This window comes from Pseudarthrobacter sp. NPDC058196, assembly GCF_042882685.1.
In the GTDB taxonomy this organism is placed as follows: Bacteria; Actinomycetota; Actinomycetes; order Actinomycetales; family Micrococcaceae; genus Arthrobacter.
In genome coordinates this window covers 62,652-77,570 of the sequence record NZ_JBHVVN010000011.1, presented here as the reverse complement: position 1 = coordinate 77,570, position 14,919 = coordinate 62,652, and the positions used below count along the sequence as shown (strand labels likewise).

General features: G+C 67.5%; 16 protein-coding genes. 9 read left to right on the top strand and 7 right to left on the bottom strand.

Annotated features, from left to right (window positions below; genetic code table 11):
* Window positions 1–66 precede the first annotated feature (66 nt).
* From ACFVVC_RS16410 to ACFVVC_RS16400, 3 genes are read right to left on the bottom strand one after another with little or no spacing between them, the layout of a single operon-like run.
* Window positions 67–1,077, bottom strand: a complete 1,011-nt coding sequence (locus ACFVVC_RS16410; RefSeq protein WP_387455512.1) for a transketolase family protein — start codon at window positions 1,075–1,077, stop codon at window positions 67–69.
* Window positions 1,074–1,985, bottom strand: coding sequence for a transketolase (locus ACFVVC_RS16405; protein WP_387455509.1), 912 nt, complete (start codon window positions 1,983–1,985; stop codon window positions 1,074–1,076). The genes ACFVVC_RS16410 and ACFVVC_RS16405 overlap by 4 nt, the downstream gene beginning before the upstream one ends.
* Before the next feature lie 36 nt (window positions 1,986–2,021).
* Window positions 2,022–3,359, bottom strand: coding sequence for an MFS transporter (locus ACFVVC_RS16400; RefSeq protein ID WP_387455506.1), 1,338 nt, complete (start codon window positions 3,357–3,359; stop codon window positions 2,022–2,024).
* 187 nt (window positions 3,360–3,546) lie between these two features.
* Here ACFVVC_RS16400 and ACFVVC_RS16395 point away from each other — a divergent pair, with 187 nt between their 5' ends.
* The 5 genes from ACFVVC_RS16395 (at window position 3,547) to ACFVVC_RS16375 (ending at window position 8,005) form a co-directional block, all read left to right on the top strand.
* Window positions 3,547–4,371, top strand: coding sequence for a sugar phosphate isomerase/epimerase family protein (locus ACFVVC_RS16395; protein ID WP_387455503.1), 825 nt, complete (start codon window positions 3,547–3,549; stop codon window positions 4,369–4,371).
* Between the two features lie 25 nt (window positions 4,372–4,396).
* Window positions 4,397–5,170 carry an SDR family NAD(P)-dependent oxidoreductase gene (locus ACFVVC_RS16390; protein ID WP_387455500.1) on the top strand — a complete coding sequence of 258 codons (774 nt, stop codon included), beginning with the start codon at window positions 4,397–4,399 and terminating at the stop codon, window positions 5,168–5,170.
* Window positions 5,171–5,205: 35 nt separating this feature from the next.
* On the top strand, window positions 5,206–6,975 hold the full coding sequence (locus tag ACFVVC_RS16385; protein WP_387455497.1) for a dihydroxyacetone kinase family protein: 1,770 nt from the start codon (window positions 5,206–5,208) through the stop codon (window positions 6,973–6,975).
* A complete protein-coding gene (locus ACFVVC_RS16380; RefSeq protein ID WP_387455494.1) occupies window positions 6,972–7,463 on the top strand; it encodes an RpiB/LacA/LacB family sugar-phosphate isomerase in 492 nt (163 codons plus the stop codon). The genes ACFVVC_RS16385 and ACFVVC_RS16380 overlap by 4 nt, the downstream gene beginning before the upstream one ends.
* Window positions 7,464–7,564: 101 nt before the next feature.
* The gene (locus ACFVVC_RS16375) at window positions 7,565–8,005 is read left to right on the top strand and encodes an SRPBCC family protein (RefSeq protein ID WP_387455491.1); all 441 of its coding nucleotides are present in this window, start codon (window positions 7,565–7,567) and stop codon (window positions 8,003–8,005) included.
* Here the strand turns inward: ACFVVC_RS16375 and ACFVVC_RS16370 are convergent.
* Both ACFVVC_RS16370 and ACFVVC_RS16365 read right to left on the bottom strand, forming a co-directional pair.
* Window positions 7,983–9,530, bottom strand: a complete 1,548-nt coding sequence (locus ACFVVC_RS16370) for a carboxylesterase/lipase family protein (RefSeq protein WP_387455488.1) — start codon at window positions 9,528–9,530, stop codon at window positions 7,983–7,985. The genes ACFVVC_RS16375 and ACFVVC_RS16370 overlap by 23 nt on opposite strands.
* Before the next feature lie 51 nt (window positions 9,531–9,581).
* Window positions 9,582–9,878: a hypothetical protein gene (locus ACFVVC_RS16365; protein WP_387455485.1), complete on the bottom strand. Its 297-nt coding sequence runs from the start codon at window positions 9,876–9,878 to the stop codon at window positions 9,582–9,584.
* 126 nt (window positions 9,879–10,004) lie between these two features.
* Here ACFVVC_RS16365 and ACFVVC_RS16360 point away from each other — a divergent pair, with 126 nt between their 5' ends.
* From ACFVVC_RS16360 to ACFVVC_RS16350, 3 genes are all read left to right on the top strand, one after another.
* Window positions 10,005–10,706 carry an AAA family ATPase gene (locus ACFVVC_RS16360; RefSeq protein WP_387455876.1) on the top strand — a complete coding sequence of 234 codons (702 nt, stop codon included), beginning with the start codon at window positions 10,005–10,007 and terminating at the stop codon, window positions 10,704–10,706.
* A gap of 94 nt (window positions 10,707–10,800) precedes the next feature.
* Window positions 10,801–11,085: a hypothetical protein gene (locus ACFVVC_RS16355; RefSeq protein WP_387455482.1), complete on the top strand. Its 285-nt coding sequence runs from the start codon at window positions 10,801–10,803 to the stop codon at window positions 11,083–11,085.
* A 35-nt stretch (window positions 11,086–11,120) separates the two neighbouring features.
* A complete protein-coding gene (locus ACFVVC_RS16350) occupies window positions 11,121–11,558 on the top strand; it encodes a universal stress protein (protein WP_387455479.1) in 438 nt (145 codons plus the stop codon).
* Here ACFVVC_RS16350 and ACFVVC_RS16345 read toward each other — a convergent pair.
* Complete coding sequence (locus ACFVVC_RS16345; RefSeq protein WP_387455476.1) at window positions 11,533–12,387, bottom strand: methyltransferase family protein; 855 nt, start codon at window positions 12,385–12,387, stop codon at window positions 11,533–11,535. The two genes, ACFVVC_RS16350 and ACFVVC_RS16345, sit on opposite strands and share 26 nt — an antisense overlap.
* Before the next feature lie 297 nt (window positions 12,388–12,684).
* Here ACFVVC_RS16345 and ACFVVC_RS16340 point away from each other — a divergent pair, with 297 nt between their 5' ends.
* Entirely contained in the window at window positions 12,685–13,509 is an 825-nt protein-coding gene (locus ACFVVC_RS16340) for a nucleoside hydrolase (RefSeq protein WP_387455473.1), read from the top strand.
* A gap of 61 nt (window positions 13,510–13,570) precedes the next feature.
* On the opposite strand, the gene ACFVVC_RS16335 is transcribed toward ACFVVC_RS16340, so the two are convergent.
* Window positions 13,571–14,830: a glycoside hydrolase family 1 protein gene (locus tag ACFVVC_RS16335; RefSeq protein WP_387455470.1), complete on the bottom strand. Its 1,260-nt coding sequence runs from the start codon at window positions 14,828–14,830 to the stop codon at window positions 13,571–13,573.
* Window positions 14,831–14,919 lie beyond the last annotated feature (89 nt).

The window sequence follows — 14,919 nt, the reverse complement described above, 5'->3', positions numbered from 1 at the left end:
ATAGTACGGCAGAAAGCACGGCTCCGGCCTCGGACCGGTGCCGTGCTTTCTCCATCGGGGGTGCCTTTAGCCGAGCTCGGCCAGTACCTTGGCCACGATGCGGTCCACGGCCAGGCCGTAGCGATCGTGCAGGGTGGGCAGGGCGCCGGCGTCCAGGAACTGGTCCGGCAATGCCACGGGCACCACGCGCTTGCCCAGGCCGGCGGTGACGACGGCGGAGGCGACGGTTTCGAACAGGCCGCCCACGACGGAGTGGTTTTCCAGGGTGACGGCCAGGCGGTCCGTGTTGATCTCCGCGAGGACGGTTTCGGCGTCGAACGGCTTGATGGTGGGGGTGTGCACGACGGCGACGTCCACGTTGTGTGCCGCGAGGGCCTTGGCGGCCTGGAGGGCACGCATGGTCATCAGCCCCGAGGAGACGAACACGACGTCGTTGCCGCCGCGGAGGACCTTGGCCTTGCCGAGTTCGAAGGTGTAGCCGTACTCGTCGAGGACCGTGGGAACGTTGCCGCGCAGCAGGCGCAGGTAGGTGGGGCCTTCCGACGCTGCCAGCTGCGGCACCGCCTGCTCGATATCCACCGAGTCGCAGGGGTCCACGATGGTCAGATTGGGCATGCCGCGGAAGATTGCCATGTCCTCGGTGGCCTGGTGGCTGGGGCCGTAGCCGGTGGTGAGGCCCGGCAGGCCGCCTACGATGTTGACGTTCAGGTTTGGTTCGGCAGCGTCCAGGCACAGGAAGTCGTAGGCGCGGCGGGCCGCGAACACCGAGTAGGTGGACGCGAACGGCACCAGCCCGGTTTCAGCCAAGCCGGCTGCGGCGCCGAAGAGCAGCTGCTCGGCCATGCCCATCTGGAAGAACCGCTCCGGGAAGGCCTTGGCGAAGATGTGCATGTCCGTGTATTTGCCGAGGTCAGCGGTCAGGCCCACGATCTTGTCGTTCTCCTGCGCAGCCTTGACCAGGGCGTGCCCGAACGGCGCGGAGGAGGTTTTCTGGCCGGGGTCGGCGAAGGAGGCGATCATTGCCGAAGTCTTCAGCTTGGGCTTGGCGTGCGTGGCCGTCGTCGTGGTGGTGCTCATGCTGAAGCCTTTCCTTCATAACCGGCGGTGAGCTGCTCGCGGCACACCTGCCATTCGTCTTCTTCGATGCGCATGAAGTGCGCCTTTTCGCGTTCCTCCAGCAGCGGGACGCCGCGGCCCACCTTGGTGTCGCACAGGATCACGGAGGGACGTCCGACGGCGGCGGCCTGGGCGGCTGCGTTGTCGAAGGCTGCAAGCAGCGCGCCGACGTCGTTCCCGTCCACCCGCTGGGTGTACCAGCCGAACGCTTCCCATTTTTCGGTGACCGGCTCGGTACGGAGCACGGTGTCCGTCTTGCCGTCCGCCTGCAGGGCGTTGATGTCCACCATGGCGGTGAGGTTGCCCAGCTGGTGGTGATGCGCGCCCATGGCGGCCTCCCAGGTGGAGCCCTCGTCCAGTTCCCCGTCGGAGAGGAAGTTGAACACCCGGGCGTTGGAGCACTGGCAGCGCAGGCCCAGGGCCATGCCGACGGCGATGCTCAAGCCGTGGCCCAGGGAGCCGCCTGAGATTTCCATGCCGGGGGTGTAAGTGGACATCCCGGACATCGGCAGCCGCGAATCATCGGAGCCGTAGGTTTCCAGCTCCTCAACCGGGACGATCCCGGCCTCCGCGAGGGCGGCGTAGTGGCCGATCGCGTAGTGGCCGGTGGAGAGGAGGAACCGGTCGCGGGCCTCCCAGTGCGGATCCTCCGCCTTGAACCGCAGCTGGTCCCCGTAGACGGTGGCGAGCATGTCCGCGGCGCCCAGGGCCTGGCCCACGTAGCCCTGGCCCTGGACCTCGCCCATGTTCAGGGCGTGGTGCCGGATGCGGTACGCGGCGGCGCTGATCTTGTCCACCCGTTCCGGGGTCACGCCGGCCTGATGTGTCTGTCGCTGCGGGGCGGCGTCCTGGACGGTATCTGTAGGCATTGCTGGCTCCGTGATTCTCTGGTGCATGGTGGTCATTCAGGCGTTGACCGTGTTGGGGGTGCTTTTGGTGGCTTCGTCAGCGAGCTGCCGTTCCCGCTTGCCCCAGGTTTCCCGGGTGGCGATGGCGGCCCAGAGGCCGATCAGGGCGTAGGCGCCGAAGAGCAGCGCCGGGCCCATCCAGCCGAAGCTGACGAACAGCAGGGTGGTGATGAACGGCGTGAAGCCGGAAACCATGGCGGAGATCTGGTAAGCGAGGCTGGCACCGGAGGCGCGGGTCTTGGCCTGGAAGAGCTCGGGGAACCAGGCGCCCTGGGCGCCGGCCAGGGAGTTCTGGCAGACCGCGTAGGAGATCACGATGGTGAGGATGATGGCGATGAACAGGCCTGTGTTGACCAACAGGAACATCGGGATCGCGAACAGTGCGGCGAAGGCCGTGGACCAGATGTACAGCGGGCGGCGGCCGATGCGGTCCGTCAGCGCAGCCCAGGCCTGGGTGGCGAAGATGCCGATCGCCGAGGCGATGCAGAGCGCGACGAGGGTCTGGGTCTTGTCCGCCAGGTGCTGGCTGTTGAGGTAGGAAATCATGTAGGTGATGGATACGGCGTAGCCGGCGGTCTCGGCGATGCGCAGGCCGATGCCCTTGACGATGTTGCGCCAGTCCGTCTTGAGGACCTCGACGATGGGTGCCTTCACGATGGTGCCGCTGTCCTTGACCTCGTCGAAAACGGGGGACTCGGGAACCTTGGACCGGATCACCAGGCCGACGGCGACCAGCACGATGCTGGCCAGGAACGGGATGCGCCAGGCAAGTTCACCACCGAGGCCGGCGCTCGCGAGGAACGTCAGGTTGGCCAGCAGCAGGCCCACGGGGAAACCGGCCTGGACGATGCCGGTGTACTTGCCCTTGGTCTTCCAGGGGGCATGCTCGTAGCTCATCAGGATGGCGCCGCCCCATTCGGCGCCGAAGGCCAGGCCCTGGACGATGCGGACGAAGACCAGCAGTGCCGGAGCCAGCAGCCCGACGGCGGCGTAGGTGGGGAGCAGGCCGATGGCGAAGGTGGCCAGGCCCATCAGGATCAGCGAGGAGACCAGGACAGGCTTGCGGCCCACCTTGTCGCCGAGGTGGCCGCCGATGATGCCCCCGAGTGGGCGGGCGGCGAAGCCGACGCCCAGGGTGGCGAACGAGGCGAGGGTTCCCGAGACGGGATCGCTGCCGGGGAAGAAGGCGGTGCCGAAGTACAGTGCGGCAGCGGTGCCAAAGCCGATGAAGTCATAGGTTTCAATCACGGCACCCACGCCGGATCCGATGGCAACGCGACGGGCGTCCTTGGTGCCGTGGACCGGACCGCGCATGGTCAGAGCATCTTTGCTCATGGTGGTTCCCTTTCGAAAAGCGGCTGCTGGAGGTCGGCCGCTGTCGACTGTTAACAAATGGTACGTCCCAGTGTGACCTCCATCATGCTGCACTGTCAACAGTCAACTTTTAGGGTTGACTGTTGACAGTTAACTTCGCTACTGTGGTGCCCATCACTACCGCTTGGCACGAACCAAAGGATCAACGATGTTCCATTCCAGACTTGGGTGCTCCTCCATCAGCTTCCGGCACCAGGATCTGGGCAGTGCCCTGCGCACCATGACGGCGCTGGGTTTCGAGGAAATCGACCTCGGTGCCCTGCCCGGCGTGTGCGACCACGTCCCCTACGAGCTGGACGCGGCGGCCGTGGCGGAGGTATCAGCCGAGGTCAACGCCTCCGGACTCCGGGTGCGTTCCGTAAACGGCGACGTCGGGGACCTTAACCGGGTCCTGGACGCCGGCGGCCAGGCGGCGCGGCAACGCCACCTCGACGCCCTGCTCGCCCTGACCGCCGCCGTCGGCGCGAAAGCGCTGGTCCTCCCGTGCGGCGCCCTGGACCACAACCCTGTCCGGAGCGTGGACGAGGACCTGGACCTCGTCGCCGGACAGCTCATCGACGCGGCCGAACGCGCTGCCGGGTTCGGCGTCGAACTCTGGACTGAATCGCTGCACTTCCTGCGGTTCTGCTGGAACCTGGACCGCGCCGGACTGCTCGCGGACCGGCTGGCCGGATCCGGCGTCGGAATCGTCATGGACTTCAGCCACATCGTGGCCTCCGGGGAAGACATCCAGGCGTACCTTGACCGGCACCACGGCCGCATCAGCCACGTCCACCTGCGCGACGCCGTGCCCGGGAACATCAACCTCAGCATCGGCAACGGAGACGCCGACTTCGCCGGAGGCCTGAAGCGTCTCGCGGCCGACGGCTACACCGGCCGCTTCTCGCTCGAGCTCGAAACCCGGGACGTCACCCATGACGAACGCCCGGCCGCCGCCGCCAAAGCGGCAAGCTTCATCACCGACCTCATCTGACCTGAAACAACCAAGGAGCATCACCATGACCACCATCCAGCGCACCGCCGTCCTCACCGGAGCCACTTCGGACCGGGGCATCGGCATCACCACCGCCCGCCGCTACGCCCGTGAAGGCTGGGGCATCGTCATCCTGGACCTCGACGGCGAGAAGTCCGCCAAGGTCGCCGCCGACATCGGCAACGAATTCAATGTCCCCGCGTTCGGCCACGAGATCGACGTCGCCAACGAAGCCTCCGTCACCGCAGCCCAGGCCGCCGTTGCCGCCGAAGTGGCAGCGGGCAACCTGCCGCCGGTGGGTGCCCTGGCCAACATCGCCGGCATCACCTCCCCGATTCCGTTCCTGGAGACCACCCTGGAGCTGTGGCACAAGGTCATGGACGTCAATGCCACCGGCACCTACCTCGTGACCAAGGCCTTCCTGCCCGGCATGATCGACAACGGCTGGGGCCGGATCGTGAACATGTCCTCCGTCTCGGCCCAGCGCGGCGGCGGCGTCTTCGGCAAGGTTCCCTACTCCGCTGCAAAGGCAGCGATCCTGGGCTTCACCAAGGCCCTCGCCCGTGAACTCGGTACCACCGGCGTCACCGTCAACGCCATCACACCCGGCGCCGTGGACACCAACATCCGCGTGGGCAGCACCGACGAACAGGAAGCCGCCATCAACGCCGGGATCCCGCTGGGCCGGAACGCCACCACCGAAGAAGTGGCCTCCGTGATCACCTTCCTGTCCTCCGAGGATTCCGCCTACCTCACCGGCACCACCATCGACATCAACGGCGGCAGCCACATCCACTAACAGCCGGCCCCGGCGCCAGCCAGAAAGCTCCCTCCATGACAAAGATTTTCAACGACCCCTCCGACTTCGCCGAAGAAGCCCTCGCAGGGTTCTGCGACGTCCACTCGGACCTGGTCCGGCAGGTTCCCGGCGGTGCCGTGCGCCGCTTCCGGCCGGCACAGCCCAAGGTGGCCGTCCTGGCCGGCGGCGGCTCGGGCCACTACCCGGCCTTCGCCGGGCTGATCGGTGCCGGCTTCGCCGATGGCGCGGTGGTGGGCAACATCTTCACCTCGCCGTCGGCGCAGCAGGCCTACTCGGTGGCCAAGGCCGCCGAGTCCGGCGCCGGCGTCGTCTTCACCTACGGCAACTACGCCGGCGACGTGATGAACTTCGGCATGGCCAGCGAGCGCCTGGCCGCCGAGGGTATCGCCGTGGAGAACGTCCTGGTCACCGACGACATCGCCAGCGCCCCGCCGTCGGAAGCCGCCAAACGCCGCGGCATCGCCGGTGACTTCACGGTCTTCAAGGTCATGGGTGTCGCCGCCGAGAACGGCGCGGACCTGGCCGAGGTGGTCCGCCTGGGCCGGAAGGCCAACGAACGCACCCGCACCATCGGGAGCGCCTTCGCCGGGTGCACCTTCCCGGGCGCCGAATCGCCTTTGTTCACCCTGCCCGAGGGGCAGATGGGCCTGGGCCTGGGCATCCACGGCGAACCCGGCCTGCACGACACCGACCTGCCCCCGGCCAAGGAACTGGGCCACGAACTGGTGGCCCGCGTACTCTCCGAAACCCCGCCGGACGCCGGCACCCGCATCGCCGTCATCCTCAACGGCCTCGGCTCCACCAAGCATGAGGAGCTCTTCGTCCTCTGGGGGACCGTGGCGCCGCTGCTGCGTGCGGCCGGCTACACGCTGGTGATGCCCGAGGTGGGCGAACTGGTCACCAGCCTCGACATGGCCGGCGTCTCGCTGACCGTCACCTGGCTTGATGGGGAACTGGAACCCCTGTGGGCTGCCCCGGCAGAGACCCCCGCGTACCGCCGCGGCAGCGCTGCCCGGGAAACCGGGGCCCGTGGCGTCGAGGAAACGTCCGACGGCGGCGCGGCCGCTGCTGCGTTCGTCGCCACCGAGTCCTCCCGCGGATATGCCACGGCCTGCGTAGCGGCCATCGACGCCGCCCGTTCGTCGCTGCACGACGCCGAAGAACGGCTGGGCCGCATGGATGCGATTGCCGGCGACGGCGACCATGGCCGGGGCATGGTCCGCGGCGTGGACGCGGCCGCCGCAGCCGCAGCCGCCGCACTGGGCCACGGCGCCGGAGCCGGCGATGTGCTGGCTGCCGCCGGGGACGCCTGGGCGGACAAGGCAGGCGGCACGTCCGGTGTCCTGTGGGGCGCTGGGCTGCGGGCCTTCGGCGAGACGGTGGGCAATGCCTCCGCACCCGCACCCGGTGCCCTGGCGGCAGCAGTGACGGCGTTCGCGGACCGGATTGTCCAGCTGGGTAAAGCCGAAATGGGGGACAAGACCATGGTGGACGCCCTGCTGCCCTTTGTTGCCGGGTTCAGCCGCGCGGTGGGCTACGGCGTGGAACCGGGCCGGGCATGGCAGGACGCGGCACGCGAGGCGGCCATCGCCGCGGAGGCCACCGCGGACCTCCTGCCGCTCAAGGGCCGGGCCCGGCCCCTCGCGGAAAAGAGCCTGGGCACGGCGGATCCTGGCGCCACGTCGCTGGCCATGGTCTTCGCCGTCATGGGGCCGCACTTCACCGGTGCCGCCGGGTCCGAGGGCAGTCCGATCACCATTGCGGCGGCGGCCGCTGAGTCATGACAACGGAAGGAAACACCATGGGGCTGCGGCTCATTGTCGGCGCGGATGAAGCGGGCGTGGACTACAAGGACAAGGTCCTCGCGGACCTGCGGAACGATCCGCGCGTCAGCGAGGTCATCGACATTGGCGTCAACCGGAGCGACGCGCCGGATGACTTCACCAGGCCCTACCCGTACATGGGCATTGCCGCCGGCGAGATGATCCGGGACGGCGCCGCTGACCGGGCCATCCTGTTCTGCGGTACCGGAATCGGCGTCGCCATCGCTGCCAACAAGGTGGAAGGCATCCGCGCCACCGCCGCCCACGACTCCTTTTCCGTGGAGCGTTCAGTCCTGTCGAACGACTGCCAGGTCCTCACCATGGGCCAGCGTGTGGTGGGCATCGAACTCGCCCGCCGCCTCGCCAGGGAATGGATCGGCTACACGTTCGACCCGGCGTCGGCCTCCGCCGGAAAGGTGAAGGTCCTCACCGACTTCGAGTCCTGCTGACAGGTCCTGCCCCGGAGCTGGGTGGTCTCCAGCCGCCCAGCTTCGCGCGCAGGCCCGCAAAATGGCCGCCGCGCCGCTCCGTGGCCTCCTACACTGGGGTGATGATCACAGTCACCGGAAGTGTGGAAACCAACCTGTCAGCGGAGAAGGCCTTTGCCTTCCTGAGTGAGTTCGAGAACACCAGCACATGGGACCCCAACACCCCCGTCATGGACAAGATCACGCCAGGACCGGTGGCCGTGGGGCACAAGTACCACGCCGAATCCGAGTTTCGCGGCAAACGCCAGTCCCTGACCTACGTGGTCGTCGAGCTCTCGGATAACCACATCAAGCTCCGGGGCGAGAACAAGACCGTCACCTCGTTCGACTCCATCGACGTCCGTGCCAGCGGGGCAGGTTCTGTGGTCACCTACACGGCCGAGTTCAGCATTAACGGGCCGGCCAAGATCATCCAGCCGCTGCTGAAACCGGCCTTCAATTCACTGCGGGACCCCGCCTTGAACGGCATCCGGGACACGCTTAACTCGCTGGCAGCGGGCTGACGGCCTCAAAAAACGCCCGGAGCGCAGCGCGCGGATCCCTCTCAAGGCGCGTCTTGTCGTCGAGCACCATGGTGCTGTGCCCGTCCCCGTGCTCGGGCCACGCAAGCTGAGCCGTGTCCGGTGACCCCGTCCGCGCAAAGGATGCCCACGCCGCGCTCATGGCGTCGCTGAGCTGGCGTGGCGCGCGGCCCCGGGTGAGGAAAGCCGCCGCCGGTTCGTCCAGGTGCCGGAAGACGAACGGGATCTCCAGGGCGTGGCAGGCTCCGAGCTTGCCGCCCATGGCCGGGCTGCGCCACGTGAACAGGTAGGCAAAGCTCTTCCCGGCGGCCCCTGCCGCGCGCCGGGCTGCCAGGAGCCGGTTACTGGGCTGCCGGTACAGGGAATCGGCGATGGCCGCCTCCAGGAGTTCCTTGCCCGCCGGTTCCCGCTGCAGTACCTCCTGGAGCGCGGCCGCGTACCCGGCGGCGTGGGTGGCAGGAATCCCGGCCCCGGCCAGGACGGCGGCGGCACGCTCCGGGTAGCCGGGATCGGCCGGAGAGGGCGGACGCATCTCCACCGCAAACGAGCCCTCGTTGAGGTTGGTTCCGATCAGCAGGTCGACGCCGCTGTTCACCCCGTTCCGGACCGCGTCGAGCGGCGGCGCCGGCAGTGACGGCGTCCCCACTGTTGGCTGGAAGGGAAGCGGGACTGCGTAGGATTGCGCGGCGAAACGCTTCTCGAGGCCTTTTTGTGCTGCCAGCAGCTGCTCAACCGGGAGGGTGAGGAGTTCCGCTGCGGCCGAGGGGGCCAGGCCGCACAGGTCCAGGAACGCCGAGCTGATCCGCCCAGATTCCTCCGGGTGGCGGTACCGCTCTGCCGTTCCGCTTTGCATGATGGCCCGGCGGAACAGCCCTTCCGACGCCGGCATCCCCAGCAGGGTGCCGATCGCCGCGGCTCCTGCCGACTCGCCAAAGATGGTCACGTTCCCCGGGTCGCCGCCGAAGGCGCCGATGTTGCGGCGGACCCAGCGAAGGGCCTCCAGCTGGTCCAGCAGGGCCAGGTTGGACGACTCGCCGTACCCGTCCCCCAGCAGGTCTGCCAGGTGCAGGAAGCCCAGCGCGCCTAGCCGGTAATTGATGGACACCACCACCGCGCCCGCCGCGGCGGCGAGCCTGGCGCCGTCGTACATGGCATCGCTGTTGGCACCGAGCAGGTACGCGCCGCCGTGGATCCACACCATCACCGGCCGTGCCGGGATGTCAGTCTCCGGCGTCCAGACGTTCAGGTTCAGGCAGGCATCCTCGCTCCATGTCCGGGGCACGGCGCCTGGAGGTGCCGGGGATTCGGGGTTTTGCGGTGCCGCGGGACCGGCGGCGGTGCAGTCCAGCACCCCGTCCCACGGCGCCACGGGCACGGGCGGACGGAAGCGGTTGGCGCCCGACGGCGGGCCGGCGTAAGGGATGCCAAGGAACCGGTGGACGGTGGTCCCGCCAGTCCCGAGGGAGGTGCCGCGGATGGAACCGCCGGGGGTGGAGAGGAGGGTCATGGTTGACAGGTTACGTTGTGGCCGAGGCCCAGTGCGGCCCCGGGGACCTGCCTAGCCCGGCAGGCCTCCCGACGGGGAGTCCTTCCGGGTGCCCAGGACGAGCAGGGCGGAACTGCTCAGTGGTGCCCGGAGCGGCAGGCCCTCGGCAGTGCAGTGCTCATTGACGGCCAACGCCAAGGCGTCCCGCTCCTTGGCCGACAGGGTGGCTTCGCCGGCGCAATACGCACGGATGAGCTGTTCCGAGGCGTCGCCGCCGAGCCCCACGAACTCGAGCCACAGCTGCGAGATATCCAGCCGGTGCTCTTTGATGACGGCCCCCGTCAGGGCTTGCTGGTCCACGGCATCCATTGTCCCGTCCTAGCTTTCGGTACACCTCTTCCGAACTACTTCGGAGCGGAAGCCGGGGGTGGATGGGTGAAATACGAAAAAAACTTTTCCTGCAAGAATGGGCCCATGCCCCTGCGCACCTAGCCGATCCGGCGGCTGGCAGAGGACCCTTCGAACGTCCTTGACCGCGCACGCTGGCCGGCCGCCCTGCCGCCGGTGGCCCAAATCCTCGACCAAGGGCTCGACCTGGGGCCGGCCACCATCCTGGTGGGCGAGAACGGCTCGGGAAAATCCACGTTGGTGGAAGCCATCGCGCTCGCCTACGGGCTCTCCCCGGAGGGCGGGTCAACAGGGGCCAGGCACACCACCCGGCCTACCGAATCCGTCCTCGGCGACCATTTGCAGCTGGTCCGGAACCCAGGCGCCACCCGGCGGGGTTACTTTCTCCGGGCCGAGACCATGCACGGGTTGTACACGTACCTGGAAAAGAATCCCAGCACGTTCATGCCGGACATCCCGTTCCATGACATGTCCCATGGCGAGTCCTTCCTGCAGCTGGCAGCCGACCGGTTCCGCGGAGCCGGGCTGTGGGTCCTGGACGAACCGGAGTCCGCCCTGTCCTTCTCCGGCTGCCTGGGGCTCCTGTCCGTCCTGAAGGACCTGTTGGCCGGCGGCCAGTCCCAGGTGATCATGTCCACCCATTCGCCGCTGCTGGCCGCGTTGCCCGGCGCGACCATCCTGGAAGCGGGGCCTTGGGGTTTGCGGGCCCGGTCCTGGGCGGAGCTGGAGCTCGTGGCGAACTGGCAAGGGTTCATGGACTCGCCCGAACGCTACCTCCGCCACCTCTAGCTGCCGGAGGACCTTCGCCCCTAGGCAGGAAAAGGCCCCAAGCGGTCAACTTGATTGTCCGGAACAGGCAGCAACAAAACAGGAGGCAGGGACCATGGGCGCGTGCGATGTCTGCGGCAGCAGCGAGGGCCGCATGTTCACCGTCAGTATGGGAAACCAGACCGGCACGTTCGACAGCTTTGAATGTGCAATCCACATGATGGCACCGGCCTGCGAGCACTGCGGCTGCCGGATCCTGGGCCACCCCGTTGAAAGCGAGGCAGGCATCTACTGCTGCCTCCACTGTGCCAAGGAGGCGGGAAATCCGCATCAGGCCGCCAAATCCGAGCACTCGACCGTGGCCGTTCCGGCCCAAGGCACCCCGGCCGGCCAGGGCTGACCCGGCCCGGAACTCTGGAATGGAAACGGGGAACCATGGCCGGTAACGGAAAATACAAGATCGTGGTGGGAGTGGACGGATCGGATCAGTCCCGGGCCGCCATGGACTGGGCAGTGCAGGAATCCAGGCTGCGGCAGGGTGAGGTGCAGGCCGTAACCGCCTGGAACTTCCCCTACGTCAGCGATGCCCTCGGCACCGCCTGGGACTATGAAATCTTCGAGAAGGACGCGCAGGCGATCCTGGAGGCGGAGCTGGAACGCGTCAAGGACCAGGACGTGGCCATCACCGGCCGCATCGTGGAGGGAAACCCGGCTTCGGCGCTCATCGACGCTTCCCGGGACGCCGACCTCATAGCGGTGGGCTCCCGCGGCCACGGCGGATTCACCGGCATGATGCTTGGTTCCGTTTCGCACCAGACCATCCACCATGCACACTGCCCTGTGCTGGTCATCCGCGAACCGGCCGTTGGTTAGAGGTGCCGGTACGGCGGGTGCCGGGAAAAGCCGGGATCCAACACCGTACGGTTTCACGGTAGTGCTGGAATTCCTCACCGAAACGTTCCGAGAGATCTGCTTCTTCGAGTGGCCTGACGGCAAAGTTCCACACCAGTGAGCCCAGCACCGCATAGCCAACCACCAGCCACGACTGCAGGATGAGCCCCACGGCGGCCCCCTGCACAATGCCCGCCACCGCCATCGGGTTTCGGATCCAGCGGTAAGGCCCGGCAATCACCAGGCGGTTTGCCATCACGGACGGCAACGGCGTCCCGTCCCCGAGGGTGGACATGACGGCGGCAGACCAGATCCCCAAAGCGCTCGCAAGGATGAGGATGGCGACGCCGGCCGGGACGGCAACTGCCGGGAAGTCCAGGCCCAACCTCCAGCGCTGTTCGAGAACGGCCAGACAGGCCGGCACCAGCCCCAGGAAGAATCCCCAGAACAGGACAATCTGTCCGAACGTGGCGGCCACATGGACTCCTGCGTTCGTGCGTTTCCGGGCCGGACGGAACGCAAACGGCCCCCGGACTATCCACGTCGTGGGGACGCGGCCCAACAGCACCAGGCACAGTCCGGCAACCGACCCCGCCGTGGCGGCGCCCATGGCCAGCACACCGAGGCCCGCCTGGGTGCTCACCGTGGCATAGACGGCCAGGGTGCCGGCCACAAGTGTGGTCCACGCGGTGCCGGCAACCGCTGCGGACCGCACTCCGCAGGCCGCGGCCGCAGAGGCAAGAACAAATAAAGGAATGTCGAATACGGCAACAAGGAACGGGTCCAGCCCTCCCAGCGTTGCCCGGCGCACCGCTGGGTCCAAGAAGACCGCAATCCACCACAAACACCCGGCGACAGATTGAACGGCAAAGTACGCCCTGCCCCACTGGACTGACCGCGGCACAGATCCCCCCGAATCTCTAGCAGGCACAAGGACTGAATCGGCCTGGTCTGTCTTTTCTGAGGCAGCGTTCCGGTGAATGAAAGCTGCGTCCGCCGCCATCCGCCTGGCGGCAAGACTTGCTCCTGAGACTACCCGTTGAGCCGGGAACCGCGCCCATGCCGGCGCTTGGCTGACACGGACCCAAGAGAATGGACCAGGATGGACATGATCCGCGTTGCAACGCGCTGCAGGGTGATTATCGACAACGACTGGGCCGGTGATCCGGACGGGCTGGTGGCCCTGGCCCACCATGCGCTGTCCCCCGCCAACCGGATTGTCGCCGTCACGAGCTCGCTGACCAACCCCATGTTCGGACCGCCCGCCGGCATGGCACAACGGGGCTCGGAGCTGGCGGGCAGCCTGCTCCGAGCCCTGAACCTGGCAGACCTCGCCGAGGTGGATTCCGGACCGGATACCACCTTCACCGGGAAGCCGCGAGGGAATCCAGCCGCACAGGCCATCGTGGAGGCGGCCGCAACCGGTGGGGACCTCCCATTGATCCTTGTTTGCGCCGGCCCCCTCACGAACGTGGCTGATGCACTCCTGCTGGATCCGGGCCTCGCCTCCTCCCTCACGCTGGCGTGGGTGGGCGGGGCTGCCAGGAACGAGGAAGAGTACAACTATTTCACCGACCCGGCAGCCGCGGACTTCGTCTTCGGAAACCCCGAGTTGGCCATCTGGCAGTTCCCGGCGGAAACTTACCGGCAGGTTGTGGCCTCGGTGGCCGAACTCGACCACTCCCTGCAGAATGCCGGGCCTGCCGGAAGGTGGCTGTGGGAACACTTCAACAGCCTGGAGGTGCCGGACTTCGTGCAGTTCGGACCGCTGTGGTGCCTGGGAGACAGCGCACCTTTGGCAGTCACCGGGTTGGACGGCGCCACGAGCACTTTCACGGAGACGGGAACCGCACCGCAGCGGCGGACCTACACTTCAGTGGATTCGAGGCTTGTCGTGGCGGACCTGGCCGCAAGGCTGCGCATGCTTGGGTAGGCGCAACACGAAAGGCAATGGTCCGGGCTTCCCATGGAAACCCGGACCATTGCCCTTGGTGCTAGGCGGGCTGAGGCGCCCCGGCCTGGGCGTGCTCCCTGGCCAGGTTCCCCAGCCAGCGCGCACTCTCCTTGGGCGTCCGTTCCTGGGTGGAGCGGTCGACGGCGATCAGGCCGAACTTGGGCCCGTAGCCGAAGATCCACTCGAAGTTGTCGAACGCGGTCCAGGCGATGTACCCGCGGACATCGATGGCGTCCGCAAGGCAGGAAGCAACGCCGTCGACGGCTGCCTGCAGGTACGCCACCCGCTGCGTGTCATCCTCGGTGGCCAGGCCGTTCTCGGTGACGATCACCGGGATGCCGGCGATCCTGTGGGCCTCGCGGATGGTGGCCTCCAGCGCCTGGGGATAGATTTCCTCGCCCATCTGGTTGGTGGGGACGCCCTCCGGTGCCGGGGCATGGCCTTCCGGGCCGTACACGGTGCGCCCGTAGGTCTGGATGCCCACGAAGTCGTCGCCGCGGGAAGCCTCAAGGAACCGTTCGTTGACGTCGCGGCGCACCCGGTTGGCAATGTCCTCGCCGCCGGGGATGGCCTGGATATCGGAGTTTGCGAGCGTCCAGCCCACCTGAAGGTCCGGGCGATGGGCCTTAATGGCTTTGGTGGCGGCCCGGTGCGCGGCCAGCTTGACGTCGAAACCGGCTTCAGTGGAGCAGAACTGGAACGGCGCGATGGTGGCTGCAGCCACGCCCAGACGGTCGGCGGCGGCGGCCCAGATGGGCACTGAACCGCGGTTCTCCGGAGCTTCGCCGCCGATGCCGAATGACTCCAGCAGCCACGGGAGGTTGGGCTCGTTCAGGGTGCAGGCGACGCCGATCAGATCACCGAGGTGGGCCATGACCCGGTCGCAGTAGCGTGCGAAGAGTCCGGGCGTCCGGCTGCCCTCCCAACCGCCGATCCGAAGGAGCCACAGCGGTGACGTGAAGTGGTGGAACGTGACCACCGGGGTGAGTCCATGTTCGTGGCAGGCTTCCAGCACCCGCTTGTAGTGGTCCAGTGCTGCCACCGAGAACTGGCCTTCCTCCGGTTCGATCCGGGCCCATTCGACGGAGAAGCGGTAGCTGGTAAAACCGAGGCCGGCGATCAGTGCGATGTCCTCGCGGTAGCGGTGGTAGTGGTCCACGGCATCCCCGGACGGCTCCGCGAAAATGGTTCCGGGAAGGTGCTCCAGGAACCAGGTATCGCTGTTGACGTTGTTGCCTTCCACCTGGTGGCCGGCGGTGGCCACGCCCCAAAGGAAGTCGCGGGGGAACGGGTTGGTCATGGGGTTCCTTTCGTGATGGACGCATGCAGGCGTCCGAGGCTTCGCTGCCCTTCCTCCATCCTGTCGCCCGGCGTGACCGCCGCCACAAT